Source organism: Streptomyces sp. SGAir0957 (genome assembly GCF_043523415.1).
On the sequence record NZ_CP027293.1, the window covers coordinates 2,076,380 to 2,103,220 of the forward strand.

23 protein-coding genes and 1 pseudogene are annotated in these 26,841 nt (G+C 72.3%); 12 read left to right on the plus strand and 12 right to left on the minus strand.

Translation table 11 applies throughout. From position 1 onward, the window contains the following. Positions 1–621 (plus strand): nucleotidyltransferase family protein, encoded by a 621-nt coding sequence (locus tag C1N81_RS14315; RefSeq protein WP_394429194.1) that lies wholly within the window; start codon positions 1–3, stop codon positions 619–621. 217 nt (positions 622–838) lie between these two features. Then, positions 839–2,461 carry a malate synthase A gene (aceB, locus tag C1N81_RS14320; RefSeq protein WP_394429195.1) on the plus strand — a complete coding sequence of 541 codons (1,623 nt, stop codon included), beginning with the start codon at positions 839–841 and terminating at the stop codon, positions 2,459–2,461. A 508-nt stretch (positions 2,462–2,969) separates the two neighbouring features. Here the strand turns inward: aceB and C1N81_RS14325 are convergent. Further along, the gene (locus C1N81_RS14325; RefSeq protein ID WP_394429196.1) at positions 2,970–3,875 is read right to left on the minus strand and encodes a HipA family kinase; all 906 of its coding nucleotides are present in this window, start codon (positions 3,873–3,875) and stop codon (positions 2,970–2,972) included. A 93-nt stretch (positions 3,876–3,968) separates the two neighbouring features. Here C1N81_RS14325 and C1N81_RS14330 point away from each other — a divergent pair, with 93 nt between their 5' ends. After that, positions 3,969–5,249, plus strand: coding sequence for a VWA domain-containing protein (locus tag C1N81_RS14330; RefSeq protein WP_394429197.1), 1,281 nt, complete (start codon positions 3,969–3,971; stop codon positions 5,247–5,249). Then, on the plus strand, positions 5,249–6,013 hold the full coding sequence (locus C1N81_RS14335) for a hypothetical protein (protein WP_394429198.1): 765 nt from the start codon (positions 5,249–5,251) through the stop codon (positions 6,011–6,013). Before C1N81_RS14330 ends, C1N81_RS14335 begins: the two co-directional genes overlap by 1 nt. 192 nt (positions 6,014–6,205) lie before the next feature. Here C1N81_RS14335 and C1N81_RS14340 read toward each other — a convergent pair whose 3' ends face one another. Then, positions 6,206–6,862 (minus strand): winged helix-turn-helix transcriptional regulator, encoded by a 657-nt coding sequence (locus C1N81_RS14340; protein WP_394429199.1) that lies wholly within the window; start codon positions 6,860–6,862, stop codon positions 6,206–6,208. A 106-nt stretch (positions 6,863–6,968) separates the two neighbouring features. Between C1N81_RS14340 and C1N81_RS14345 the strand changes: the two genes are divergently transcribed. From C1N81_RS14345 to C1N81_RS14355, 3 genes are read left to right on the plus strand one after another with little or no spacing between them, the layout of a single operon-like run. Continuing rightward, complete coding sequence (locus tag C1N81_RS14345) at positions 6,969–8,177, plus strand: pyridoxal phosphate-dependent aminotransferase (RefSeq protein ID WP_394429200.1); 1,209 nt, start codon at positions 6,969–6,971, stop codon at positions 8,175–8,177. After that, positions 8,174–8,809 carry a cysteine peptidase family C39 domain-containing protein gene (locus C1N81_RS14350; RefSeq protein WP_394429201.1) on the plus strand — a complete coding sequence of 212 codons (636 nt, stop codon included), beginning with the start codon at positions 8,174–8,176 and terminating at the stop codon, positions 8,807–8,809. The genes C1N81_RS14345 and C1N81_RS14350 overlap by 4 nt, the downstream gene beginning before the upstream one ends. Next, complete coding sequence (locus C1N81_RS14355; protein ID WP_394429202.1) at positions 8,810–9,268, plus strand: hypothetical protein; 459 nt, start codon at positions 8,810–8,812, stop codon at positions 9,266–9,268. It begins immediately after the preceding gene. A 13-nt stretch (positions 9,269–9,281) separates the two neighbouring features. Here C1N81_RS14355 and C1N81_RS14360 read toward each other — a convergent pair whose 3' ends face one another. Both C1N81_RS14360 and C1N81_RS14365 read right to left on the minus strand, forming a co-directional pair. Continuing rightward, positions 9,282–10,595, minus strand: a complete 1,314-nt coding sequence (locus C1N81_RS14360; protein ID WP_394429203.1) for a hypothetical protein — start codon at positions 10,593–10,595, stop codon at positions 9,282–9,284. Beyond that, complete coding sequence (locus tag C1N81_RS14365) at positions 10,592–13,492, minus strand: DEAD/DEAH box helicase (protein ID WP_394429204.1); 2,901 nt, start codon at positions 13,490–13,492, stop codon at positions 10,592–10,594. Before C1N81_RS14365 ends, C1N81_RS14360 begins: the two co-directional genes overlap by 4 nt. A 265-nt stretch (positions 13,493–13,757) precedes the next feature. Between C1N81_RS14365 and C1N81_RS14370 the strand changes: the two genes are divergently transcribed. The 4 genes and pseudogenes from C1N81_RS14370 (at position 13,758) to C1N81_RS14385 (ending at position 18,435) form a co-directional block, all read left to right on the plus strand. Beyond that, complete coding sequence (locus C1N81_RS14370) at positions 13,758–14,360, plus strand: histidine phosphatase family protein (RefSeq protein ID WP_394437950.1); 603 nt, start codon at positions 13,758–13,760, stop codon at positions 14,358–14,360. Positions 14,361–14,465: 105 nt separating this feature from the next. Next, a pseudogene (locus tag C1N81_RS14375) lies at positions 14,466–15,139 on the plus strand (hypothetical protein). 123 nt (positions 15,140–15,262) lie between these two features. Continuing rightward, positions 15,263–17,455 carry an alpha-N-acetylglucosaminidase gene (locus C1N81_RS14380; RefSeq protein ID WP_394429205.1) on the plus strand — a complete coding sequence of 731 codons (2,193 nt, stop codon included), beginning with the start codon at positions 15,263–15,265 and terminating at the stop codon, positions 17,453–17,455. Between the two features lie 161 nt (positions 17,456–17,616). Further along, a complete protein-coding gene (locus C1N81_RS14385) occupies positions 17,617–18,435 on the plus strand; it encodes a chitosanase (RefSeq protein ID WP_394429206.1) in 819 nt (272 codons plus the stop codon). 68 nt (positions 18,436–18,503) lie between these two features. Here the strand turns inward: C1N81_RS14385 and C1N81_RS14390 are convergent, their stop codons facing one another. The 8 genes from C1N81_RS14390 to C1N81_RS14425 form a co-directional block, all read right to left on the minus strand. Beyond that, positions 18,504–19,856, minus strand: a complete 1,353-nt coding sequence (locus tag C1N81_RS14390) for a nucleobase:cation symporter-2 family protein (RefSeq protein WP_394437952.1) — start codon at positions 19,854–19,856, stop codon at positions 18,504–18,506. 354 nt (positions 19,857–20,210) lie between these two features. After that, positions 20,211–21,605 carry an 8-oxoguanine deaminase gene (locus tag C1N81_RS14395; protein ID WP_394429207.1) on the minus strand — a complete coding sequence of 465 codons (1,395 nt, stop codon included), beginning with the start codon at positions 21,603–21,605 and terminating at the stop codon, positions 20,211–20,213. A 49-nt stretch (positions 21,606–21,654) separates the two neighbouring features. Continuing rightward, positions 21,655–23,067 (minus strand): nucleobase:cation symporter-2 family protein, encoded by a 1,413-nt coding sequence (locus tag C1N81_RS14400; protein WP_394429208.1) that lies wholly within the window; start codon positions 23,065–23,067, stop codon positions 21,655–21,657. Between the two features lie 65 nt (positions 23,068–23,132). After that, positions 23,133–24,065, minus strand: coding sequence for a factor-independent urate hydroxylase (gene pucL / locus C1N81_RS14405; protein WP_394429209.1), 933 nt, complete (start codon positions 24,063–24,065; stop codon positions 23,133–23,135). A 5-nt stretch (positions 24,066–24,070) separates the two neighbouring features. Beyond that, entirely contained in the window at positions 24,071–24,469 is a 399-nt protein-coding gene (uraH, locus tag C1N81_RS14410) for a hydroxyisourate hydrolase (RefSeq protein WP_361071527.1), read from the minus strand. Continuing rightward, positions 24,466–24,984 (minus strand): 2-oxo-4-hydroxy-4-carboxy-5-ureidoimidazoline decarboxylase, encoded by a 519-nt coding sequence (uraD, locus tag C1N81_RS14415; protein ID WP_394429210.1) that lies wholly within the window; start codon positions 24,982–24,984, stop codon positions 24,466–24,468. The genes uraH and uraD overlap by 4 nt, the downstream gene beginning before the upstream one ends. 179 nt (positions 24,985–25,163) lie before the next feature. After that, a complete protein-coding gene (locus C1N81_RS14420; protein ID WP_394429211.1) occupies positions 25,164–25,532 on the minus strand; it encodes a helix-turn-helix domain-containing protein in 369 nt (122 codons plus the stop codon). Continuing rightward, complete coding sequence (locus C1N81_RS14425; protein WP_394429212.1) at positions 25,529–25,801, minus strand: thiamine-binding protein; 273 nt, start codon at positions 25,799–25,801, stop codon at positions 25,529–25,531. Before C1N81_RS14425 ends, C1N81_RS14420 begins: the two co-directional genes overlap by 4 nt. 174 nt (positions 25,802–25,975) lie before the next feature. Between C1N81_RS14425 and C1N81_RS14430 the strand changes: the two genes are divergently transcribed. Then, positions 25,976–26,818, plus strand: coding sequence for a TIM barrel protein (locus tag C1N81_RS14430; protein WP_394429213.1), 843 nt, complete (start codon positions 25,976–25,978; stop codon positions 26,816–26,818). Positions 26,819–26,841 lie beyond the last annotated feature (23 nt).

Consider the following 26,841-nt stretch of genomic DNA (forward strand, 5'->3'; position numbering starts at 1 on the left):
ATGACGACCACAGGAACCGGTGAGGTGGCGGGGCTGCTGCTCGCCGCTGGGGGCGGACGGCGGCTGGGCGGGCGCCCCAAAGCACTGCTGAACCATCACGGGCGGCCGCTCGTGGAGTACGCGGTACGGATGTTGCGCGAGGGCGGATGCGGGCCCGTGCACGTGGTACTCGGAGCGGCGGCCGACGACGTACGCGCGCGTGCCCGGCTCGACGGGTGCGTGCTCGTGGACAACCCGGCATGGGAGGAGGGCATGGGATCGTCACTGCGCGCGGGCCTCGACTCCCTCACGGGCACGGGCAGTTGTGCCGCGCTCGTCCTGCTCGTGGACCAGCCGGGCATCGGCGCCGCCGCCGTGGCCCGGGTCCGGGCCGCCCACCGCTCCCCCGCGACCCTGGCGGCCGCCGCCTACGACGGGGAGCGCGGGCACCCGGTCCTGTTCGGCCGCGACCACTGGGCGGGCATCACGGCGAGCGCGCACGGGGACCGCGGGGCGCGCGCCTACCTCAAGGAGCACGCGGCGGCCGTGGAGCTGGTGGAGTGCGCGGACGTGGCGGAGGCGTACGACATCGACACGGAAGCCGACCTCCGGCATCTCGTACCGTCCGCGGACCGGGAGTGAGCCGCCACCTTGAGTGAGAGCCGTGGCACTGAGCGCCACGTTCTGTCGATCCGGAGAATCTCGACATCAACAAACGATTGAACTTCCACGATAAGGAAACTAATATCCACTGACGAGAAGGGCCGGACCCCGGGAACCGGGGCCAGCAGCCGTACCCAGGCGCCCCGGCACTCCGTGCCGCCGCGCGCCGCCGCTCGCTGAAGGAAGTGACAGCCTCATGTCCGCACCAGCGCCGTCCCCGCTGGCCATCGTCGACGCCGCGCCCCTGCCCCGGCAGGACGAGGTGCTCACCGACGCGGCTCTCGCCTTCCTGGGCGAGCTGCACCGGCTGTTCACGCCCCGGCGTGACGAGCTCCTCGCCCGCCGCGCCGAGCGCCGCGCCGAGATCGCCCGCACCTCCACGCTCGACTTCCGCCCGGAGACCGCCGCGATCCGCGCGGACGACTCCTGGAAGGTGGCCCCCGCTCCGGCCGCGCTGAACGACCGCCGCGTCGAGATCACCGGCCCCACCGACCGCAAGATGACGATCAACGCGCTCAACTCGGGTGCGAAGGTCTGGCTCGCCGACTTCGAGGACGCGTCGGCCCCGACCTGGGAGAACGTGATCGGCGGCCAGCTCAACCTCACCGCCGCCTACACCCGCGCCATCGACTTCACCGACGAGCGCACCGGCAAGTCGTACGCCCTCAAGCCCGCCGACGAGCTGGCGACGGTCGTCATGCGCCCGCGCGGCTGGCACCTCGACGAGCGCCACCTGGTGGACGGGAACGGCGCGCCCGTCCCCGGCGCCCTCGTCGACTTCGGCCTCTACTTCTTCCACAACGCCAAGCGCCTCATCGAGCTCGGCAAGGGCCCCTACTTCTACCTCCCGAAGACCGAGTCGTACCTGGAGGCCCGCCTCTGGAACGACATCTTCGTCTTCGCCCAGGACTACGTCGGCATCCCGCAGGGCACCGTCCGCGCCACCGTCCTCATCGAGACGATCACCGCCGCGTACGAGATGGAGGAGATCCTCTACGAGCTGCGCGACCACGCGAGCGGGCTCAACGCCGGGCGCTGGGACTACCTCTTCTCCATCGTCAAGAACTTCCGCGACGGCGGCCAGAAGTTCGTCCTGCCGGACCGCAACCTCGTCACGATGACCGCCCCCTTCATGCGGGCGTACACCGAACTCCTCGTCCGCACCTGCCACAAGCGCGGCGCGCACGCCATCGGCGGCATGGCGGCCTTCATCCCGTCCCGCAAGGACGCCGAAGTCAACAAGGTCGCCTTCGAGAAGGTCCGCGCCGACAAGGACCGCGAAGCCGGCGACGGGTTCGACGGGTCCTGGGTCGCCCACCCCGACCTGGTCCCGATCGCCATGGAGTCCTTCGACAAGGTCCTCGGCGCGAACCCGAACCAGAAGGACCGGCTGCGCGAGGACGTCTCCGTCGCCCCCGGTGACCTCATCGCCATCGACTCCCTCGACGCCAAGCCCACCTACGACGGGCTCGTCAACGCCGTCCAGGTCGGCATCCGCTACATCGAGGCGTGGCTGCGCGGGCTCGGCGCCGTCGCCATCTTCAACCTCATGGAGGACGCGGCCACGGCGGAGATCTCGCGCTCGCAGATCTGGCAGTGGATCAACGCGGGGGTCGTCTTCGACGACGGTCGCAGGGCCACCGCTGAGCTGGCTCGCGAGGTCGCCGCGGCGGAGCTGAGCGCTATCCGCGCGGAGATCGGTGAGTCGGCCTTCGCGGCCGGCAAGTGGCAGCAGGCCCATGACCTGCTGCTCCAGGTCTCCCTCGACGCGGACTACGCGGACTTTCTGACCCTCCCCGCCTACGAACAACTGGGCTGACCCCCGGCCCGGCCCGTATGAAGGCCCCCGGCACCGTGCGGCGGTGCCAGGGGCCTTCACCTGCATCACACGCGCGGGCCCGCTGAAGGCTGCTCGCACAGTTCCCCGCGCCCCTTTTATGCGCAGTCCTACGAGCGCGGCTTTCGTCGTGGTTGCTCGCGCAGTTCCCCGCGCCCCTGAGATGCGCACTACGTGCACCATCTCAGGGGCGCGCACCACCGGAGAAGGCGCGGCGAAGCCGCAGGCCTCCAGGGGCGCGAGGAACGGCGCGACCAGCCACCACGGCGGACCAGCCGACCACGCAACCAACAAGGGCGTCGCGGCGCAGCCGCAAGCCCTCAGGGGCGCGGGGAACGGCGCGACCAGCCACCACGGCGGAACAGCCGACCACGCGACCAGCAAGGGCGTCGCGGCGCAGCCGCAAGCCCTCAGGGGCGCGGGGAACGGCGCGACCAGCCACCGCGGCGGGGCAGCCGATCACGGGACAAGCCGCCGCAGGGGCCTCGCCTCAGCTCAGGTGGATCGACCAGTCCTGTTCCGCCGCAGGCTTGCCGTGCAGATCCGGAACCCGCTTCAACCAGGCGGGACGCCCCCGCTGAGTCGCGGCAGCACGCCGCGCATCCGCCGCCGCCAGCTCGTCCCGGGACGGAAAATCCGTGGGCAGCCACGCCGCAGAGGCGCGGGCGCGGGCCAGCAGGTAGCTCACGTACGCGTCCCGCGCCTCCCCCGGCGTCGCGAAGTCCGTGAGCCACGCGTCGGGGACGAGCGCGAGCACCTCCCGCAGCAGTTCCTCCGTCACCCTGGGGACCAGCTCCGCGTCGGCGGCGCGCGTGTCCGGCCCGTACCCTCCGAGCGCGTGGTGCCGGAAGTCGTACGCCTTCCCAGGGTCGGCTCCGTCCCAGCGGTGGTGGAAGACGAGCGCCGCGCCGTGGTCGATGAGCCAGAGCCGGGGCGCGGCCGTCCCGAACGTCGGCCACACCATGAGGTTGGAACTGTGCACCGTCCGGTCGACGTTGACGGTGAGCGCGTCGAGCCAGACGATCCGCCCGGCCTCGACCGGATCGACGGGGAAGACCTCCGCGATGTCCGGCGTGAAGTCCGCGGCGCCGGGCAGGAAGTCCATCCCGAGGTTGAGCCCGGCGCTGGCCCGCAGCAGGTCCTGCACTTCTTGATGCGGTTCGTCGGCGGCGACGGCGGGGTCGAAGTGGGCGAGCACGAGTTCGGGGAAGCGGAGCCCGAGGCGGCGCGCCAGCTCCCCGACGACGATCTCGGCGACGAGCGCCTTCACACCCTGCGCGGAGCCGGTGAACTTGAGGACGTACGTGCCCAGGTCGTCGGCCTCGACCACACCGGGCACGGAGCCTCCGGTGTGCAGCGGGTTCACGTAGCGGGTGGCGGTGACTTCTCTGAGCACCCCGTCAGGCTATACGGGCAACTCGGGCCTCGCCGGGAGGGGATCACGGCCCTCGTTTTGGCATGTCCCCTCCTTGATCCATAGGATCCGCCGATGATCACTAGACAACGGCTGGCGGCGGGCGCGAGCGCCCTGCTCGCCGCCCTGGCCCTGGGCGGCCTCGGCCCCGTCGGCAGCGCGGCCGCCGCCGACGAGCCCGTCGGGGACAAGCCCGCCCCCAAGGTCGAACTCGTCCTGGACGTCAGCGGATCCATGCGCGCCCGCGACATCGACGGCGACTCCCGGATGGCCGCGGCGAAGCAGGCGTTCAACGAGGTCCTCGACGCCACCCCCGAGGAGGTCGAGCTCGGCATACGCACGCTCGGCGCCAATTACCCGGGCGAGGACCGCAAGACGGGCTGCAAGGACACCGCCCAGCTCTACCCGGTCGGCCCGCTGGACCGCACCGAGGCGAAGACGGCCGTCGCGACACTGCGCCCGACCGGCTGGACGCCGATCGGCCCGGCCCTGCTCAAGGCCGCAGACGACCTGGACAAGGGCGAGGCGGGCGGCACCCGCCGCATCGTCCTCATCAGCGACGGCGAGGACACCTGCCAGCCGCTCGACCCGTGCGAGGTGGCCCGCGAGATCGCCGCGAAGGGCATCGGCCTCACCATCGACACGCTCGGCCTCGTCGCCGACGCCAAGACCCGCGCGCAGCTGTCCTGCATCGCCGACGCGACCGGGGGCACGTACACCTCGGTCCGGCACAAGGACGAACTGACGGACCGGGTCGGCCAGTTGGTGGACCGCGCGGCCGACCCGGTGGTCACGCCGGTCGCCGTCGACGGCGCCGCGCGGTGCACGGACGCCCCGCAGCTCAAGCCCGGCCTCTACACGGACCGCGAGAAGTTCGGCGAGCACCGCTTCTACCGGGTGGACGTCGAGCCCGGCAAGGAGCTGCGCGCCTCGGTGAGCGTCGCGGCCGACCGCGCCGTCAACCGCGACTACGGGGTGCTCCTGCGCGCCGTGACGCAGCACGGCCGGGAGATCGTCCGCGGCCAGGAGTCCGGCGACGGGCGTACGGACGTCATCTCGACGGGCCTGCGCTACCCGAAGGCGGAGGACGACAGCGACGAGGCGCGGCCGGAGACGGTCTGCCTCCAGGTCTCCCACTCCTACTCCGCGCCCGCCTCCGTGAAGACGACGCCCGGCCTGCCGGTCGAGCTGACCGTCGACGTGGTGGACGGCCCGGACCAGGCGTCCGACGTGGCGGCGTTCGGCCTCGGCCGCGGCTGGTGGTTCCTCGCCGCGCTCGTCGTGGCGGGCTTCCTCGCGGGTGTGCTGTGGGGCTGGATCTCGCGCGTGCGAGTCGCTGTCTGGAGGACCAACTGATGCGACGTACCCGACGTTTCCTCGCTGCCGCGACACTGGCCCTGACGGCGCTGACGGCGTTCGCCGGGCCCGCCCTCGCCGACGATGACGACGACAGCGGTGCCAAGAAGGCGCCCACCGAGGCGGGCACGTCCTTCCGCACGGCCACGGCGGTCGAGCAGGGCCAGAAGGCCACGGCGAACGCCTCCACCGGCGACTACCTGTACTGGTCCTTCCCCGCCGACCAGGGCGAGCGCCCGACGGTGAGGGCCACGGTCGAGCTGCCCGAGGCGCAGGCCCGGCACGGCGCGCAGACCTGGCGCGTCGACGTGTACGACGGGCTGCGCCGCCGCCAGTCGTGCATGTACGGCACGCAGGCCCGCGCGGCGGCGGCGGACGCGACCCGCGTCGACCTCGCCTGCACGCTGCGCACGGTGCGGGCCTGGTCGGAACCGTGGGCCAACGACCCGCTGCCCGGCACGTACTACGTACGCCTGACGGTCACGGGCCTCGCCGACGCGGACCTCGGCCTGCCCGTCGCCACGTCCGTCGAGGCCACCTCGAAGGACATGGGCGGCGCCACGGCGGTGGACGGTTCCCTGTCCGCCCCGCTGGTCCCCGGCACGGCCGGCACGACGGACGACCACGACTGGGCCTCCGGCTGGTGGACCAGCCGCTGGCTCTGGACGGCGCTGGGCGCGGCACTGGCCGCCCTGGCAGGCATCGGCGGCTACGCCCTGACCCGCGGCACGGGCCGCCCATCGAGGGTCCCGCCGACCATGTAACACGGCCGCGACCGGGTGCGCCCCGCCCCGCCAGGGGCGCGGGGAACTGCGCAACCAGCTGGAACGCCGGGTGCGCCCCGCCCCGCCAGGAGCGCGGGGAACTGCGCGCTCAGCCACGACGGCGGCGCACCCGGATCGCACGCATCAACCCCTACGGCGCCAATCCCAGGGGCTCCGCCCAGACCCCGCTCCTCAATCGCCGGGAGGGCCTGACGCGGCAACACCCAGCGCCTCGGCCAGCGGGCCACCACCCCCGGTCACCTTCACCCCGCCACGCGCAACCGCCTCGACCAACCCCACCTCCCCCCGCGCCACGGCCCCGCCGACCTCCGCGTCGAGCACCACCCGCACATCCGGCTCCCCGCCCCCGTACGCCCCCTCCCCGTACCCGGGCTCCGACCCGACCCGCACCCAGAACTCCCCCTCGTCGAGGCGCACTTCGGCGACCCCGGGCGCGGAGAGACGGCTCAGCTCGCGCAGCACGGGCAGGGCCAGCCAGTGCGCCCGCACCGCGTCCGTCGCCCGCCGCTCCCCGAGCAACGGCGCCCCCCACTCGCCCAGCGCCTGGAGAACGGGCAGCAACTCCCGTCCGCGCGGGCACAGTTCGTACACGTACACGGACGACGCAGGAGCCTCCAGCTTCCGCCGCGTGGCGATGCCGTCCCGCTCCATCTCCCGCAACCGAGCGGCCAGCATGTCCGTGCTGACCCCGGGCAGGTCGGCGTGGAGGTCGGTGTAGCGGCGCGGCCCGGCGAGGAGTTCGCGGACGATCAGGAGGGTCCAGCGGTCCCCGACGACGTCGAGGGCGCGGGCGGCGGCGTCGTACTGGTCGTAGCTTCGGCGTGGCATACCTCGCAGTCTATGCAACTTGTTGGACTTTCCAAGCGTCCACTTGGTAAAACCAAGTAACGCAACCAGCACCAAGGATCACCCGGTCCGCCTGGAGGGCACGCGCATGGAGTTCCGGCAGTCGAGCAAGCTGAGCGAGGTCTGCTACGAGATCCGCGGGCCGGTGATCGAGCACGCGAACGCGCTGGAGGAGGCGGGCCACAGCGTCCTGCGCCTGAACACGGGCAACCCGGCGCTGTTCGGCTTCGAGGCGCCGGAGGAGATCGTCCAGGACATGATCCGGATGCTCCCGCAGGCGCACGGCTACAGCGACTCGCGCGGCATCCTCTCCGCCCGCCGCGCCGTCGCCCAGCGCTACCAGGCCCTCGGCCTCGACGTCGACGTGGACGACGTCTTCCTCGGCAACGGCGTCTCCGAACTGGTGACGATGGCCGTGCAGGCGCTCCTCGAGGACGGGGACGAAGTCCTGATCCCGGCCCCCGACTTCCCGCTCTGGACGGCCGTCACCACGCTCTCCGGCGGCAAGGCCGTGCACTACCTGTGCGACGAGCAGTCCGACTGGTACCCGGACCTCGACGACATGGCGGCGAAGATCACGGACCGCACCAAGGCCGTCGTCATCATCAACCCGAACAACCCCACTGGCGCCGTCTATCCGAAGGAGATCGTCGAGGGCATCCTCGACCTCGCCCGCCGCCACGGCCTGATGGTCTTCGCCGACGAGATCTACGACCAGATCCTCTACGACGACGCGGTGCACCACAGCGCGGCCGCCCTCGCCCCCGACCTCGTCGTCCTCACCTTCTGCGGCCTGTCCAAGACGTACCGGGTCGCGGGTTTCCGCTCCGGCTGGCTGGTCGTGACGGGCCCGCAGCAGCACGCGAAGAGCTACCTGGAGGGGCTGACGATGCTGGCCTCCATGCGGCTGTGCCCGAACGCGCCCGCCCAGTACGCCATCCAGGCGGCGCTCGGCGGCCGCCAGTCGATCCGCGAACTGGTGGCTCCCGGCGGGCGGTTGCACGAGCAGCGCGACAAGGCGTGGGAGAAGCTGAACGAGATCCCGGGTGTCAGCTGCGTCAAGCCCAAGGGGGCCCTCTACGCCTTCCCGCGCCTCGATCCGAAGGTGCACAGAATCGTGGACGACGAGAAGTTCGTCCTCGATCTCCTGCTCCGCGAGAAGATCCAGGTCGTGCAGGGCACCGGCTTCAACTGGCCCCGGCCCGACCACTTCCGCATCCTCACCCTCCCGTACGCTGACGACCTCGACGCCGCGATCAGCCGGATCGGGCGCTTCCTGAGCGGATACCGTCAGTGACCTCCCCGTCCTCGTGCCGTACGTGTGCGTATCCCAGCCACACCCAGTTCGCCTCGCCCGATCTGGTCGGGGCGATCGTGGCCGGGGAGTTCGACCGGGCGCAGGACCCCGCGTGGCGGGAGTCCGGCGCGGCGACGGCCGAGGAATACGCGCGCTGGTCGGGCCACCTGTGCGGAGCCACCTGCCTGCGCATGGCGCTCGGCGCCGGGGCCCCCTCGCTCTTCGAACTGCGCGACGGCGCCCTGAAGTTCGGCGCCTACACGGTGGACGCCGACGGCGAGATCCACGGCATGATCTACGCGCCCGCCGTCACGTACCTGCGGGAGGCGCACGGCATCGGCGCGGAGGTGCACCGCGAGCTGACGACGGCCGGGATCGGCGACCTGCTCGACGCGGGGCGGCTCGTCATCGCCTCCGTGCACTACGCGATCCGCCGCCCGCACGAGCCCGCCCCCGGACGCGGCGGCCACCTCGTCCTGGTCACGGGCCGCACGGCGGACGGGTCCGGGTTCCACTTCCACAACCCGTCGGGCACGGACGCGGCGACCCGTACGGCGGAGCTGCCGGCCGAGCGGTTCGCCGACTTCTTCGCGGGCCGGGGCATGTCCCTCGGCGGCGTCCGGGAGGCGTAGGTGGACGCGGCGCTCATCGCGGTCCTCGGCACCCTGCTCGGCTCCGTCGTCACGCACTACTTCCAGGGCCGCGCGACGGTGCGCGGCGCGGAACTCGCCCGCGCGGAGCAGCTCCGCCAGGAGCGCATCGCCAGTTACAGCGGGTTCGCGGCCGCCCTCCTGGACTACCGGCGCAGCCAGAACGACCGCTGGTTCCGCGCCGAGGAGCAGCCCGGGGCGCCCGCGGCGGAGGCGGCGCGGTTCGCCTCGTACGAGGCGCGCATCGCGGCGCGGCAGGCGCTCACCCGGGTCCATCTGGTCTGTGACGTACCGAGGCTGCGGCACCTCGCGGACATGGCTTTCGAGTTCGCGAACTGTCTGCACGAGGCGGTGGACGAAGAGGACCGGGACCGTCGCTCCAAACGCTGCACGGACGCGCTGTCCGCCTTCGTCGAGGCCGCCGCGCCCAGCGTGCAGTAGAAGCCGTGCGCGGTCAGCCGAAGCCGAGCAACGAGTCCAGGGCCGACACCGGGTCCGGGCCCGGCTCGCCCCGGGGCCACCAGTCCTCGCGGTCCGGCTCGGACTCGTAGCCGTACCACAACCCGTCGCGGCCGAGGCGGAGTTGGAGCGTCGCCGTCGACAGGTGGTTGCGGCGGGGGCGGAACTCCGGGTGGTTCATGGCGAGCAGGGCCGGGCGGGCACGGTCGAACGGGCCGGCCGGCGGGTCCCACTCCTCCTCCAGGACGGACAGGCCGGCGAGGCCGCCCTGGCGCCACGCGGCGACGGCGCGGGCGAGGTCGACCGGGGTGCGGCCGGTGCCGCGGGAGAGCGCGGCGTACAGCGCGCGCGTGGCCGCGGTGAGGCCCGAGCCGGGGTGCGCGGCGGCCAGACGGACGGCGTCCTGCCAGGGGGTGAGTCCGGCGAGCGGGTCGGCGCCCGTGGTCAGCAGGGTGTGCGCGCGGGCGCCCGCCTCCGTGGCGAGAAGGTCCAGGGCGAGCGGGTCGGGGGCGTCCGGGGCCTGCGGGTAGGACGGCGGACGCTCGGGGTGGGCCGGGGCGGGGAACTCCGGCGGCAGACGCGGAAGTTCGTCCGCGCGGGCGAACACGTCCCGCGCCGTGACCGCGTCGAGGGCCGGTGCCTCGTCGGTGCGCCGCTCCTGCGCGGTGTGCGCGGCATTGCGGCGCGTGAGGTCGGCGAGCAGCTCCTGCTCGCCGCGTCCGCGCAGCAGGAACAGGACGAACGGGTCCTCGTCGACGAGCCGCGCCGTCTGGTAGCAGAGCGCCGCCGCGTGCTTGCAGGGCTCGACGGGGTCCGGGCAGGTGCACGCCGGGACCAGGTCGTCGACGGCGGGCAGCAGGTCGACGGCGGCGGCGAGCGCGTGCGGCACGTCCTTGTCGAGCAGGGACGCCATGTGGTCGGGGCGCGCCGCCGCGGTCTCCGCGAAACGGGTCCACTCCTCGTCGGAGAGGGTGCGAAGGCGCAGCTCGGCCCGGTAGGGGCGGGGCCGCGAACCGTGCACGTAGGCGACGACGCGGCCGGGTGTCACGGTGATCGCGTCGACGTGCCCCCGGTCGGCGTAGGCCCGGCCTCGCGCGAGCCGCCCCTGGTCGAGGGCGGTGTCCTCAAGGGCGTCCACCCACGCGTTCCCCCACCAGGTCAGCGCGGTACCGCCGCCCGGCTGCGCGCGGGGCGGCAGCGGCGGGAAGGTGCGGCGGGTGTCGGTGTGCCGGGCCTGCGCCTGCTCGGCGCTCCCGGCCCGGCCGGGGATGTGGGCGGCGTGCCCCGCGCGGCGGGCGGCTGGACTCATGCCGGTCCCCTCCTCAGCGACACCAGGTCGGCCAGTTCGCGGTCCGTCAGCTCCGTGAGGGCCGCCTCGCCGGAGCCGAGGACCGCGTCGGCCAGCGCCCGTTTGGCGGAGAGCAGCTCGGCGATCTTGTCCTCGACCGTTCCCTCGGTGATGAGGCGGTGCACCTGGACGGGCTGGGTCTGGCCGATGCGGTAGGCGCGGTCCGTGGCCTGCTCCTCGACCGCCGGGTTCCACCAGCGGTCGAAGTGCACGACGTGGCCCGCGCGCGTGAGGTTGAGCCCGGTGCCCGCCGCCTTCAGGGACAGCAGGAAGACGGGGACCTCACCGGCCTGGAAGCGGTCCACCATGCGCTCGCGCTCGGCGACCGGGGTGCCGCCGTGCAGCAGCTGGGCGGGGATGGCGCGGGTGGCCAGGTGCGTGGCGAGGAGCCGCGCCATGGACACGTACTGCGTGAAGACCAGGACCGAGCCCTCCTCGGCGACGATGGTGTCGACCAGCTCGTCGAGGAGCGCCAGCTTGCCCGAGCGGCCCGCAAGGCGGGCACGACCGCCGTCCCCGCCCTCCTTCAGGTACTGCGCGGGGTGGTTGCAGATCTGCTTCAGGGAGGTCAGCAGCTTCATGATGAGGCCGCGTCTGCCGATGCCCTCGGCGGCCTCGATGTTCGCCATGGACTCGCGCACTACGGCCTCGTACAGCGACGCCTGTTCCCTGGTGAGGGGCGCCGGGTGGTCGGACTCCGTCTTGGGCGGCAGCTCGGGCACGATGCCGGGGTCGGACTTCTTGCGGCGCAGGATGAAGGGGCGGACGAGCCGGGAGAGCCGCTCGATCGCCTCGGGGTTCACCCCTCCTTGCCCCTGAAGGGGGACCTCGCCCTCGACCGCGCGCGCGTGCCTGGCGCGGAACGCCTTCAGCGGGCCCAGCAGCCCGGGTGTCGTCCAGTCGAGCAGGGCCCACAGCTCGGAGAGGTTGTTCTCGACGGGGGTGCCGGTGAGCGCCACGCGCGCGGGGGCGTCGATGAGCCGCAGCGCCTTCGCGGTGGCCGAGTTCGGGTTCTTCACGTGCTGCGCCTCGTCGGCGACGACCATGCCCCAGGTGTGCCCGGCCAGCTCGGCGGCGCGGCTGCGCAGGGTGCCGTACGTGGTGAGGACGAAGCCGCCGCCCGGCCCGTCGAGGGTGCGCTCGGTGCCGTGGAAGCGGCGCACGGGGACGCCGGGGGCGAACCGGGCGATCTCCCGCTGCCAGTTGCCGAGCAGGGAGGCGGGGCAGACGACGAGGGTGGGCGCGGGCCGGTCGCGGCGCAGGTGGAGGGCGATGAGGGTGACGGTCTTGCCGAGGCCCATGTCGTCGGCGAGGCAGCCGCCGAGGCCGAGCGAGGTCATCAGGTCGAGCCAGGCGAGGCCGCGCAGCTGGTAGTCGCGGAGCGTGGCGCGCAGGGCCGCCGGCTGTTCGACGGTGTCGATGCCGCGGGTGAGCCGGTCGCGGAGTTCGGCGAGGCGGCCGGCGGGCACGGCCGCCACCCGCTCGCCGTCGACCTCGGCCTCGCCGGTGAGGGCGACGGCCAGCGCGTCGACGGGCTGCAGGAGGCCCAGTTCCCGCTTGCGCGCCTTGCGGACGAGGTCGGGGTCGACGACGACCCACTGGTCGCGCAGCCGGACCACCGCCCGGTGCGACTCGGCGAGCCGGTCCATCTCCTGCTCGGTGAGCGGGTCCCCGTCGAGTGCGAGCTGCCAGTTGAAGGCGAGCAGTTCGTCGCTGTCGAAGAAGGTGGTGCCGTCGGTGGCGGAGCCGGGCGCCGCCTGCGCCCGTACGACGGCGGTCGCGGAGAGCGAGCGGGCCAGCTCGCGCGGCCAGTGCACGGCGACCCCGGCCTCGGCGAGCCGGGCCGCGCCGGGGCCGAGCAGGTCGACCAGTTCGCTCTCGGCGAGGGCGAGCACGTCGGGCACGTCCTGCTCCAGGAGGCGGCCGAGGGGCGGCCAGGCGGCGACGGCGCGGCGCACGGCGAGGACGGCGTCGATGCGGGCGCGCGGCCCGAAGTGGTCGGAGGCGTCCCCGGCCCAGAGGTGCGCGGCGTCGACCACGCGCGTGGGGTCGGCGAGGCTGTGGACCTGGACGACGGCGGCTCCGGCGCGGCGCGCGCCCGGGCCGTCGGGCCCCTCGCCGCCCTCGCCGCTCTCGCCGCGCTCCCCGGCCTCCCCGCTCTCGTCGTCCCCGTCGAACAGCAGCTCCTGGGAGAGGTCGAGCCGCAGGGACACCCGCACCCCGGCGTCGAGCCCGGCCGCCGCCTCCACGGCCCAGGGCCTGGCGTGCGGGATGTGCTGGGCGGCGACGGCGGCGAACGGGGCGCCCGCCGCGTGCGCCGCCGCCGGGGTGCGGGGCAGCGCGTCGGCCACGGCGTCGACGAAGGCGCGGACCAGCGCCTCGGGCGCGGGCACCCGCACCGGCCTGCTGCCGGGCACCGGGGTCGCGTACCCCTCGGGCGGCAGCGCGGCGGCGATGCCCTGGAGCTGCGCGACGTCGTCCGCGTCGAGCGGGCCCGCGCGCCACGCGTCGTGGTCGGAGGCGGTGAGACCGGGCAGGAGCCTGCCGCGTGCCACCAGGTGCAGGGCGTGCGCGGCGGCGGCGCCCCAGGCGGCCGCGGCCGGGTGGGCGCCCGGGGTGCGGCGGGCCCGCAGGAGCGCGGGCAGCGCGTCGACGACGGGCAGGACGAGCGCGGGCACGGCGCGGCCGCGCACCCCCGGGCCGTGCGGCCGGACGACGGTGATCTCCTCGTCGGCGCCGGGCAGGCCCGCCCCCTCCGGCGTCCAGAAGGCGACGCGGCCCTCGCGCGGCAGGGCGGCGGGCAGGAAGAGGGCAGCGGCCCCGGCGGCGACGCCGACCGTGTCCGGCACGACCACCATGCCCCTCACCTCCTCCGCACTTCACGTCCGCGCCCACGTCGAGCGCTCTGGTCCGCGCTCACATCGAGCGCTCATGTCCGCGCTCACCACGCGTCCAGGACCTCTAGACCTTACGGGCCGCCTCTGACAATCCATGATCCGCGCCCCTCCGCCGGGCCCGCCCACCGCCGCCCGGGGCGGCCGGAAGCCCGGCTCAGGCGCCCGTGTACGGTTCGTTCGATAATGTCCCCGTCACTGTCGACCCCCGATGGAACAGGCAAGAACCTTGGGTGATCTGCTGCTCGTCCGGCACGGCGAGACCGAGTGGGCGCTGACCGGCCAGCACACCGGTCTCACCGACATCCCGCTCACCGACAACGGCCGCGAGGAAGCGCGCAGGGTCGCGCCGCTCGTCGGCAGCTACCACATCGGGGCCGTCTTCGTGAGCCCCTTGCAGCGCGCCCGCGAGACCGCCGAGCTGGCCGGACTCAAGCGCTACACGGTCGATCCCGACCTCCTGGAGTGGGACTACGGCGCGTACGAGGGCGTCACCACCCGGGAGATCCAGCGGACCCGGCCCCAGTGGTACCTGTTCGACGACGGGGTGCCGCCGGGGCCGCCCGAGCATCCGGGCGAGACGCCGGAACAGGTCGGCACGCGCGCGGACCGCATGTTGTCCAAGGTCGACGCGGCGCTCTCCAACAACGAGGGCAGCGTCGTGCTCGTCGGGCACAGTCACTTCCTGCGCGTGCTGACCGCGCGCCGCCTCGGCCTGCCCGTGTCGGGCGGCTCGCACTTCCTCCTCGCGACCGGCACGGTGAGCCGGCTGAGCATGGAACACGGACGGCCGGTCGTCTCGGGCTGGAACCTGCGCCCGCCGAGCGACTGACGCCCCGGGCCTGCGGTGGCCCGGCGGCGACCGACGCCTCCCGGGCCCGCTGGTGGCCCCGCGTTGTCAGTGGCGTCGGGCACCATCGTCGGCAGGAGGTACGCCATGACCCGACCGCCGACCGCCGCGCAGCGGCGCGTCATCGAGGCCGCCGACCCGGAGACGGGCCGGATCAGCGGCAGCGCGGCCCAGCTGACCCGGCTCGTCGTGCTGAAACTGGCGTTCCGCCACCCCCGGCCGCCGCACGACCACTTCCTCACCCCGGAGGGCCACCGCGTCCGCGAAGCGGGGCAGGCAGCGGGCCGGGAGGCGGGACGCGAGGCGGCGGGGGCCGAGCCCGCGCCGGCTCCCCCACCTCCCGCCGCACCGGCCGCGTCCGGCGGCGTCTTCACGGCACGGCTCGGCGGCGAACCGGACAACACGCCCTCGCCCGCCCGCGCCCGCGAGGTCCGCACCGCCTGGCAGGGGCTCCTGGAGATACGCCGCATGACCGCGCCGGACGGCGCCACCGACCGGCCCTGCGCCTGGGAGCGCGGCAGGCTCACGCACGCGGCGGCGCTCGCCCTGGAGGCGGCGGGGTGCGCCCCGGCGAGCGGCGCGGGCCCCGGCTACCGGGTGACCGGGACCCCGCAGCCCGAGGCGGTCGCCGTGGGCCATCAGGACACGGCGGGGCTCGCCGCCTGCACGGCGGCGCTCGATGCGGCCGGGTGGCAGGTGAGCGAGCACGCGTCGGCGCGCGGGGCGGCCGGTACCTGCTGGCGTCACCGAGACGGGCGTGAGCGGCGCCCGCCCGGCGGGACCGGGGCCTGGCCGTGTACCGGCCCCGCCCCGTTCACGCACACCACCCCGCTTCGTTCGCGCGGCGTCATGCGACACCCGGCGAGAACGGGTATGCACACTTCATGCGCTTAGCTCGTCGTACGTTCTTGCTCGCTGTCGCCGGTTCGGCGGCGGTGTCGTGCTCCCGTGCCCCAGGCGATCTGGAGGACGGCGCCTCCCCCGCGCCGCGCTCCGCCGCGGCGGCCGCCGCGCGGCGGCTCCTCGGCCGCCATGCCGACCAGTTGTCCTTCTCCGCCCTGACCGGCGCGGACGACGCCTTCCAGGTGGACGGGCGGGGCGGTCGCATCCGTATCGCGGGGACCTCCCCCGCCGTCCAGCTCGCGGGCCTGCGCCGCTACCTGAAGGAGGTGACGCACGCCAACATCTCCTGGGCGGGCGAACAGCTCGACCTGCCCGACCGGCTGCCCGCGCCGCCGCGCCCGCTCACCGGCCGGGCGAACGTCCCGCACCGTTTCGTCCTCAACGACACCAACGACGGCTACACGGGCGCCTACCACGACTGGGCGTACTGGGAGCGCGAGCTGGACGTGCTCGCGCTGCACGGCTTCAACGAGGTCCTGGTGTACACCGGCGCGGACGCGCTGTACCACCGGGTCCTCTCCGGGTTCGGCTACGGCGACCAGGAGCTGCGGGAGTGGATCCCCGCGCCCGCGCACCAGCCGTGGTGGCTGCTGCAGAACATGGCGGGGCCCGTCGGCGGCCCGGTGTCCGCGCGGTTGCTCGCGGCGCGGGCCCGGCTCGGGCGCCGGATCGCCGACCGCGTCCGGGAGTTGGGCATGAAGCCGGTGCTGCCCGGCTACTACGGCACGGTGCCGCCCGGCTTCGCGGAGCGCAACGAGGGCGCGCACGTGGTCGAGCAGGGCAACTGGTACGGCTATCGCAGACCGGACTGGCTGGACCCGCGCGGCCCGCACTTCGAGCGGGTCGCCGCCGCGTACTACCGCGCGCAGGAGGAGATGTTCGGCCCGGCGGAGCTGTTCAAGATGGACCTGCTGCACGAGGGCGGCAAACCCGGTGACGTGCCGGTCCCGGACGCGGCCCGGGGCGTCGAGAAGGCGCTGCGCACCGCGCACCCGGACGGGCTCTGGGTGATCCTCGGCTGGCGCCACAACCCGCCGAAGGAGATCGTCAACGCGGTCGACAAGGGCCGCATGCTGGTGGTCGACGGCATCAGCGACCACTACCCGACGGTGACCGACCGCGACGCGGACTGGGACGGCACCCCGTACGCGTTCGGCTCGATCTGGAACTTCGGCGGCCACACGACGCTCGGCGCCAACACGCGTGACTGGGCCGAGCTGTACGAGCAGTGGCGTACGCGGCCGGGCGGCGCCCTGCGCGGCACGGCGCTGCTGCCGGAGGCGGCGGACAACAACCCGGCGGCGTTCGACCTCTTCTCCGAACTGGCGTGGCGCGAGGGCCCGTTGGACCTGGAGAAGTGGTTCGCGGACTGGTCCGTCGCACGGTACGGGCGGCGCGACGCCGAGGCCGCCGCGGCGTGGGACGTGCTGCGGCGCACCGCCTACGGCACGACCCGCGCGGACGGCTGGGGCGAGGGCGCGGACGGCCTGTTCGGGGCCCGCCCCTCGCTCACGGCCCAGTCGGCGGCGAAGTGGTCGCCGAAGCAACTGCGGTACGACGCGGCGGAGTTCGAGAAGGCGCTGACCCATCTCCTGGCCGTGCGTCCGGGGCTGCGGCGTTCGTCCGCGTACCGCACGGACCTCCTCGACGTGGCCCGCCAGGCCCTGTCGAACCGCGGCCGCGCGCTGCTGCCGCGGATCAAGGCGGCGTACGAGGCCGGGGACGCGGCCGGGCTCGCCCGGCTGACCGACGACTGGCTCTCCCTCATGGACCTGATGGAGAAGCTGCTCGCCACCGATGCCCGCCATCTGCTGGGGCGCTGGGTCGCGGACGCGCGCGCGTGGGGCGGTGACGACGCGGAGCGCGACCGGCTCGCGTACGACCAGCTGTCGCTGGTGACGACGTGGGGGACGCGGGCGGGCGCCGACGCAGGCCTGCGCGACTACGCGAACCGGGAGTGGTCCGGGCTCGTCGGCGGTCTCTACCGCAAGCGCTGGGCGGCGTTCTTCACGGAGCTGCGTGCCGCGCTGGACGAGCGGCGCGCGCCCCGGGCGATCGACTGGTTCGCGCTGGAGGACGCGTGGATCCGCGACCCGGGCGCGCTGCGGACGCGGGCGGCCGGGAACACGTACAGGATCGCTGGTCAGGTGAGGGACCGGTTGCGCGAGGGCTGAGCGGGGACCACGGGCCGGGAGAGCGGGGACCGTGGGCCGGATGGGCCGGGTGCGCTTGACGGGTATACGTCACCCGCAATCTCTGGTAGGAAACCTTCCTAACAGTCGGCCGCCCGGCCGGCGGACCACCGTGGAACAACGAACTCCCTACTGGAGGCCCCGTGTTCACCCCCCACATACGCACCTCCCGGCGCACCCTCCTCGCCTTCCTCGGCGCCTCGGTCGTGGCGGCGCCCCTGCTCTCCGCCACCCAGGCGGTCGGCACCGCCGCGAGCGGGCTCGACGACCCGGCGAAGAAGGAGATCGCCATGAAGCTGGTGTCGAGCGCGGAGAACTCCTCGCTCGACTGGAAGGCGCAGTACAAGTACATCGAGGACATCGGCGACGGCCGCGGCTACACCGCGGGCATCATCGGCTTCTGCTCCGGCACCCACGACATGCTCGACCTCGTCGAGCTGTACACCGCCCGCAAGCCGGGCAACGTCCTCGCGAAGTACCTGCCCGCGCTGCGCGAGGTCGACGGCAGCGACTCGCACGACGGGCTCGACCCGAACTTCCCGCGCGACTGGGCGAAGGCGGCGCAGGACTCGGCGTTCCAGCAGGCGCAGAACGACGAGCGCGACCGGGTCTACTTCAACCCCGCGGTCGCCCAGGGCAAGGCCGACGGAGTGGGCACGCTCGGCCAGTTCACGTACTACGACGCGATCGTGATGCACGGCGACGGCTCCGACCCGACGAGCTTCCGCTCCATCCGCAAGCGCGCGCTCGGCAAGGCGAAGCCGCCCGCGCAGGGCGGCTCCGAGGTCGCCTGGCTGAACGCCTTCCTCGACGCGCGGGTGTGGGCCATGCGGCAGGAGGAGGCGCACAGCGACACCAGCCGCGTCGACACGGCGCAGCGGGTCTTCCTGAACAAGGGGAACCTCAACCTCGACCCGCCCCTGGACTGGAAGGTCTACGGGGACAGCTTCCACATCGGCTGACGCGGCTCCCGCCCCCTTGCGGCCCGTTCGGCGCCTTCGGAGTTCCTGTGCTCCGAACGGGCCCCGCGTCAGTGCACCCCGGCCGCCGATGCGCCCGTACGCTGCTCGGCGATGGCTCCGCCCGGCTCCATCGGCGAGGTGACGTCGTCCGCGTCGCGGCGCCGGCCGATGTGGTTGAAGACGAGGTTGAGCAGGACGGCGGCGACGCAGCCGGTGGAGATGCCCGAGTCCAGGATGATCTTCGCGGTGTCCGGGAAGGCGTGGTAGAACTCCGGCGCCGCGATCGGGATCAGGCCGACGGCGAGCGAGACGGCCACGATGAGGACGTTGTTGTCCCGCTCCAGGTTGGCCTTGACCAGGGTCTGGATGCCGCTGGCCGCGACCGAGCCGAACAGGACGACGCCCGCGCCGCCGAGCACCGGGCGCGGCACGACCGCGATCAGCGAGGCGGCCACGGGACAGAGCCCCATCAGGACCAGGAACGCGCCGCCCGTCGCGACCACGAACCTGCTGCGGATCTTCGTCATCGCCACCAGGCCGATGTTCTGGGCGAAGGCGCTGCACATGAAGCCGTTGAAGAGCGGGCTGATCGCCGTGCCGAGGGTGTCGGCGCGCAGGCCCGCCGCGATGGTCTTCTCGTCGGCGGGGCGCTCGACGATCTCGCCGAGGGCGAGCATGTCGGCGGTCGACTCGGTCATGGAGACGACCATGACGACGCAGAGGGAGACGATGGCCGCACCCGCGAACTGCGGGGCACCGAAGTGGAACGGCGTCGGGAAGCCGACGATGTCCGCGTCCCCGATCGGTGAGAAGTCCGTGACGCCGAACGGGATCGCGACGACCGTGCCGACGACCAGGCCGAGCAGGACCGCGATCTGCTTGACGAATCCGGTCGTGAACCGGCGCAGCAGCAGCACGATCACGAGGGTGGCCCCGGCGAGCGCCAGGTTCTTCATCGAGCCGTAGTCCGACGCCTTCGTGTCCGGCCCCTGCGCCCAGCCGAACGCGACCGGCATCAGCGAGATGCCGATGAGCGTGATGACCGTGCCGGTGACGACCGGCGGGAAGAAGCGGATCGCCTTGGAGAAGAAGGGCGCCGCGATGAAGCCGAGGACACCCGCGACGATCACCGCGCCGAAGATGATGGGCAGCGCGTCGTCCTTGTCCTTCGTCGAGTCGACGACGGCGAGCATGGGCGCGACACCGGCGAAGGTCACGCCGTTCACGAACGGCAGTCTGGCGCCGATCTTCCAGATGCCGAGCGTCTGGAGGAAGGTGGCGAGCCCCGCCGTGAAGAGGCAGGCGCCGGTCAGGAAGGTCAGTTCCTTCGCCGAGAGGCCTATGTAGGCGCCGACTATCAGCGGGGGCGCGACGACACCCGCGTACATCGCCGCCACGTGCTGCAACCCCGTCGTCGCCATCTTCAGCGGCGGCAGCGTCTCGTCGACCGGATGTTTGGTATGCCCCGCTTCCGTGTCCGCGGGGGTGGTGCCTTGCTTGGTGAACCTGGGCTTCGACGCCACTGAGGCTCCTCCGGTTGTTTTCCAGTACCGGCGGAATTACCGGCACTTTTCGCTTCTGGGAGGTGGTGCAAGGTGCAAGGTCGGGCTATTCGGTTGTCGTGCGCCCAGGTACTGCTGACCGCCCCGGCACGTGAAGCTTTGGGCCACGTTCCGGGGCGGCACCCGAACAGCCCGCTCGGCTGCTCGGGTCCGGCCGGGGACCGTCCTCCCCGGCCGGAGTTCTCAGGGTGTTACGTATGACGCGTCACGTGCTCACGCCTGCGCGGCGATCCGCGCGAGGCGCTGTGCCTCGTCCCGCGTGGAGCGGGCGACGGCGTCCTCGTCGACGTGCAGGAGGCGGCTGTTCTCCACCACCGGCGCGCCGTTGACGAGGGAGAGGGTGACCGGTGCGGCCGCGCCGAAGACGAGCGCGGTGAGCGGGTCGGCGATGGACGAGTGGGCCAGGGTGTCCAGCTTCCACAGGACCAGGTCGGCGAGCTTCCCGGCCTCAAGCGAACCGATCTGGTCCGCGCGGCCGAGGACCTGCGCGCCGCCGTACGTGCCGAGGCGCAGCGCCTGACGGGCGTTCAGGGCCGCTTCGCGGTGGGCGCCGAGGCGGTTGATGAGCAGGGCGTTGCGCAGTTCGGTGTGGAGTTCGCCGGACTCGTTGGAGGCGGTGCCGTCGACGCCGAGGCCGACGGGGACGCCGGCCGCGAGCATGTCGGGGACGCGGGCGATACCGGCGGCGAGGCGGGCGTTGGAGGACGGGCAGTGCGCCACGCCCGTCCTCGTCCGGCCGAACGCGGCGATGTCGGAGTCGTTCATGTGGACGCTGTGCGCCATCCACACGTCCTCACCGAGCCAGCCCGTCGACTCGAAGTAGTCGGTGGGGCCCATGCCGAACAGCTCGTGGCAGAACTTCTCCTCCTCGACCGTCTCGCTGCCGTGCGTGTGAAGGCGTACGCCGAGGCGGCGCGCCAGTTCGGCGCCCTGCTTGAGGAGTTCGGTGGAGACGGAGAACGGGGAGCAGGGGGCCACGGCCACCTGCGTCATCGCGTCGAAGGAGGCGTCGTGGTGGGTCTTGACGGTCTCCTCGGTCGCGGCGAGCGCGCCCTCCAGGGTCTCGACGGCGAAGTCCGGCGGCAGGCCGCCGTCCTTCTCGCTGCGGTCCATGGAGCCGCGGGCCAGGGTGAAGCGCACGCCCATCTCGGAGGCGGCGCGGATGATCGACCCGGAGAGGTCGCCCGACCCTTGCGGGAAGACGTAGTGGTGGTCCATGGCGGTGGTGACGCCGCCGCGGACCATCATGGCGAGGGAGCCCTGCGCCGCCGCGTACGTCATCTGCTCGTCGATCCGCGCCCACGTCGGGTAGAGCGTCTTCAGCCAGTTGAACAGGTTGTGGTCCGTGGCGAGGCCCCGGGTGATCCACTGGTAGAAGTGGTGGTGGGTGTTGACCAGTCCGGGCGTGGCGAGGTGGCCGGTGCCGTCGATGCGGCGGACCACGTTCTCCAGGTTTTCCGGGGCCTTGCCGGCGCCGATGGACTCGATCTTGTTGCCCGCCACGACGATGTGGCCCGAGGCGTACTCGGTGTCCTGGGCGTCGACCGTCGCGATGGCGACGTTCTCGATGACGATGCGGTCTGCCGTTGTAGCCGTAGAAGCTGCCATGGTGCTTCCTTCATTCATGAGTGGCGATAGCTGTGGGCACGGCAGGACCCTAGGTGGATTTGAGTGCCGCAGCCGCGTTGGCGCTGCTACGGGTGCCGAGATGGTGGAAGAAGAGGTTCAGCGTGACGGCGACGAGCGCGCCGGCGCTGATGCCCGAGCCGAGCACGGTCTGCGCCCAGGCCGGGAAGTCGGCGTAGAAGGTGGGCGCGGCGAGCGGGATGATGCCCGCGCCGAGCGAGACGGCCACCAGGATGATGTTGGAGCTGTCGTCGAGGCCCGCCTCGGAGAGCGTCCGGATGCCGCTGACGGCGATCGAGCCGAAGAGGACGATGCCCGCGCCGCCGAGGACCGGCATGGGGACCAGGGAGACGACCGCGCCGAGCATCGGGAAGACGCCGAGGATCAGCAGGGCGCCGCCCGCGACCGCCACGACGTAGCGGCTGCGTACTTTGGTCAGCGAGACGACGCCGACGTTCTGGGCGAACGCGGAGGTCGGGAAGCCGCCGAAGACCGGGCCGAGGAAGGTGGCGATGCCGTCGGTGCGCAGGCCGCGGGTGATGGTGCGGCCCGAGGTCTCGCGGTCGCAGATCTCGCCGATGGCGAGCATTCCGGCCGAGGACTCCGTCATCAGGACGAGCATGACCAGGCAGAGCGAGACGATCGCGGCGGGCTGGAACGTGGGCGCGCCGAAGGCGAACGGCGTCGGAAGCGCGGCGACGGGTGCGGAACCCAGCGCGCTGAAGTCCGCCATGCCGAACGGGATCGCGGCCAGGGTGCCGATCAACAGGCCGAAGAGCAGGGCGACTTGCTTGACGAAGCCGCGGCCGAAGCGCTGGATCAGCAGGATGACGACGAGGGTGAAACCGGCGAGGGCGAGATAGCGCATGTCGCCGTAGTCCTTGGCGGTCGCGTCGCCGCCTTGCGCCCAGCCGACGGGCACGGGCATCAGTGTCACGCCGATGAGGGTGATGACGACGCCGGTGACGAGCGGCGGGAAGAAGCGCAGAAGTCTGCCGAAGAACGGGCCGATGGCGAGACAGAAGACGCCCGCGACCATCACCGCCCCGTATATCGCGGGGAGTTGGTCGCCTTTGGCGTTGGTCTCGGCGATCGCGAGCATCGGCGCGATACCGGCCGAGGACGCGGCGTTCACGAAGGGCAGCCGGTTGCCGACGAGGCCCTTGACGCCGAGGGTCTGGAGCAGGGTGGCCACGCCCGCGATGAGCAGGGACGCGGCGATCAGCCGGGTCCGGCCCGCGGTGTCGAGGCCGACGGCCTGGCCGATGATGAGCGGAGGGGTGACGACGCCGGCGTACATGGCGGCGATGTGCTGGAGAGCGGCGGGGACGAGCCGCGAGGGATGGAGCTTCTCGTCCACCGGGTGCACCTCGGCCGAGGTGGTGAAAGGTGGGGTGGGACACGGGCCTTCGGCTTCAGCCGGCCCCTTTGCCTGCACTGCCATTGCGATGTTCCCTCCGGTGTGGCGCGCCCCCGCCGGCCGTGGCGGGCGGGGGCGCGCGCCCCGCGTCAGAGGTTGGTCATGTCGACCGGGATGCGCTGCTCGGCGCCGTCCCGCAGGATGGTGGCCTCGATCAGGCCGTAGGGGCGGTCGGCGGCGTAGTACACGGCGCCGTCCTTCGCCTCGTTGTCCAGGCCGAACGGCGACAGGTCCTGGCGGAAGTGGTGCTTGTTCGGCGCGGAGAAGCGGATCTCGTCGATCTCGCTGCGGTTGTTGATGACCCGCGAACCCATTTGGTACAGCGTCTGCTGCAGCGAGAGCGAGTACGTCTCGACGAACGCCTGCAGCATGTGCTTCTTGGCCTGCGCGTAGGACTTCTCCCACTGCGGCATGCGCTGCTCGTCGGTGGTCCAGTTGTGCCGCCACCAGGTGGACAGCGACGTCGCGAGGATGCGGTCGTAGTCCTCCTTGAGCGTCGTGTACTTGTCCTTGATGAAGCCCCAGAACTCGGAGTTCGTGGAGTTCATGACGGTCAGGTCCTTGAGCCCGGACAGGACCTCGAACTTCGTGCCGTCGTAGGTGATCTGCGCGAGGCGCGTCTCCTGGCCCTTGCGGACGAACGAGTGCTGGACCTCGTCGGCGCCGATGAAGTTGGAGCCCGCGTCCGAGCCGGCTATCCGCTCCCAGGCGTACTCCTCGATGCGGATGCGCGCCCGGTGGATCGAGGGCTGGCTGTCGACGAAGTGCCGGGCGAGGTGGATGCCGTACTGCTCCACCGAGTCGATGCCGTATTCCTTGGCGAAGGCGAAGCAGGTGTTCTTCGTGGTGTCGGTCGGCAGGCAGTGCGCGTTCGACCCGTTGTAGTGGACGTCCTCCAGGTCACCGCTGAGCGCGACGGAGACGTTCACGTCCTTGATGTGGTGGGTGTCGCCGTCCCGCGTGATCTTTACGACGCGGTTCTCTGCTTTGCCGTACTGGTTCTGGCCGAGAATCGTGGGCATGTCTGCTAGCTCCCTCGGTAAACGGAGTAGCCGAACGGGTTGAGCAGCAGCGGCACGTGGTAGTGCTCGCCCGGCACGACGGCGAACGTGATCGCCACCTCCGGGAAGAACGCTCCGTTCGCGCCGCTGTCCCGATTCGCGGGGGCGTCCTGCTGCGCATCGGCTTGCTTCTTGTCGAAATACCCTTCCGTCTCGAAGTCGAGACGGACATGGGTGGTGCCCTCCGGCAGCGCCGGAAGGTCCTTGCAGCGCCCGTCCGCGTCGGTGGCCGAGCCGCCGAGCGCCACCCAGGCGGCGCCCGAACCGGCGCGCGCCGCAAGGGAGATGGCGACACCCTCGGCGGGGCGTCCGATGCTGGTGTCCAGGATGTGCGTGGACACCGACGCGGTCGTCTCGGTACTCACAGGGAGGAGTCCCCTTCTTCTACGAGGCGGGTGAGGCGAATGCGGTTGATCTTGCCCAGCTCGGTGCGGACGATCTCCCGCTCCTGCTCGGGCGTGTTGCCGCCGCGCGTCTTGAGCGCGTCGAGCAGCTGCTCCGCGCTCGCCCCGGTGGCGCAGATGAGGAAGACATGTCCGAACCGGTCCTGGTAGGCCAGGTTCCGGCTCAGCATCTCCGCCTTGAGCTCCTCGGAGGCTCCCGCCATGCCGCGCTGTTCACGCGACGAGGTCGGGTCGCCGGGCTTCGGGCGGCCGATCGGCGGATGCCCCGCCATCGCCTCGGCGAGGTCCTCCGCGGACAGCTCGGCCATGGCGGCGTCGCTGGCCTCGAAGAGGGACTCGGCGGTGGCGAAGGGGCGCTGGGCGACGATCTTGTGCCCCCACGCCGATGAAGCACACACCTCGTGGAGCTCGGCCAGGGCCGTGCTCTCGTCCGAGGTGTTGAACCGGGTCAGACCCGGCTTCGATCCTGAAGTCACGGGATGCCTCCGTGGCCTTGTGCTGGACGGGCTGCGGATAGCTAACGCCCTCGGAAACACGGCGTCAACACTTTGTTGAAAACTTGGAGTGAAGAAAACCGCCGTCCGGTTAACGGACGGCGGTCGGGTGTTCGAGTAGTTCCCGCAGGTCAGCGCAGGTCAGCGAGGGCCGGGCAACGTCAGGACGGCTTCTCTCGGTTGAGGTAGTTGTACACAGTGAACCGGGAGACACCCAGCGCGCCGGCCACGGTCTCGACCCCGTGCCGCACGGAGAAGGCGCCGCGGACCTCCAGGAGACGCACCGCCTCCTGCTTCTCCTTGCGGTCGAGCTCGGCTAGGGGTTTGCCCTCCTTGCGCTCCATGGCGGCCAGGATGTGATCGAGCGAGTCCGCGAGCTGGGGCAGCCGGACGGCGACGACCTCGGCCCCCTCCCAGCTCAGCACGATGTCGTCCTTGCCGGCCTCGGCGGGCGGCAGCATCTCGGCCCCCATGGCGTCGACGAGCGGCTTGACCGCCCGGACGAAGGGCTCGTCCCCCATGGCGGTCACCTATCACCCTCCCCGTCGGCCACGCTCTTCCCCTCGACCACATTGACCTGGAGCGAGACCCGGGTGGCACCCGCTTCGAGGGCCTGGCGCAGGAGCGCGTCCACCGCGGTGAGCACGCGGTCCGCCTCCCCCTCGGCGGTGTTGCCGAACGGTCCCACGTCGACCGCGTCCAGGTCGGCCCCCTGCACGACCTCGCGGGCGACGACCGCGTGCGGCGGCGCCTCGTCGAGATCGAAGGGTTCGGTCGTGAACTCCACTCTCAATCGCACGGGCTCAACCTAACGCCGATCGGGCTTTTTCCGGCAGCCCCTCTTGACAGGCCCCCGACCCCGGAGGCAATCTTCCATCAAGTAGAAACGAACTTCCGCAATACGGAATCACATCCGGTACCTACGGAGAGCCCGTCGAGCGGAACACGAACCTGAAGGGAGCGCCGACCCCCGATGGGATTCGCAGACCAGCGCTTCAACGTCAACCTGTCGATCCTCTTCACGGAACTCCCGCTCCTGGAGCGCCCCGCGGCCGCCGCCGCGGCGGGCTTCACCGCGGTCGAGCTGTGGTGGCCCTGGGTCGACGCCCCCGTCCCCGAACAGTCCGAGCTCGACGCCCTGCGGGACGCGCTCAAGGACGCGGGCACCCAGCTGACCGGCCTGAACTTCTACGCGGGACAGCTGCCGGGCCCGGACCGGGGCGCCCTGTCGATCCCCGGCGAGGAGAGCGAGAAGTTCCGCGCGAACATCGACGTCGCCGCCGACTTCGCCGCCTCCCTCGGCTGCAAGGCGCTCAACGCGCTGTACGGCAACCGCGTGGACGGCGTCGACCCGGCCGTCCAGGACGAACTCGCCCTGGAGAACCTCGTCCTCGCGGCCCGCGCCGCCGACCGCGTCGGCGCCGTGCTCCTCATCGAGGCGCTCAACAAGCCCGAGTCGCCCGCCTGCCCGATCGTCAGCGCCCCCCAGGCCATCGAGATCGTGGACAAGGTCAACGAGGTGACCGGCCTCGGCAATGCCAAGTTCCTCATGGACCTCTACCACCTGTCCATGAACGGCGAGGACCTCCAGCAGGTCATCAGCGCCTACACCGACAAGACGGCGCACGTGCAGATCGCGGACAACCCGGGCCGCGGCGCCCCCGGCACCGGCACCCTGCCGCTCGAGGAGCTGCTCGACCAGCTCAAGAAGGCCGGGTACGAGGGCTACGTGGGCCTGGAGTACAAGCCCGGTGACGCGCCGAGCGCCGAGTCCTTCGGCTGGCTGCCGCACGAGGCCCGCGCCGCGCGCGCCTGAACCGACCCGGCGGCGCAGCGCCG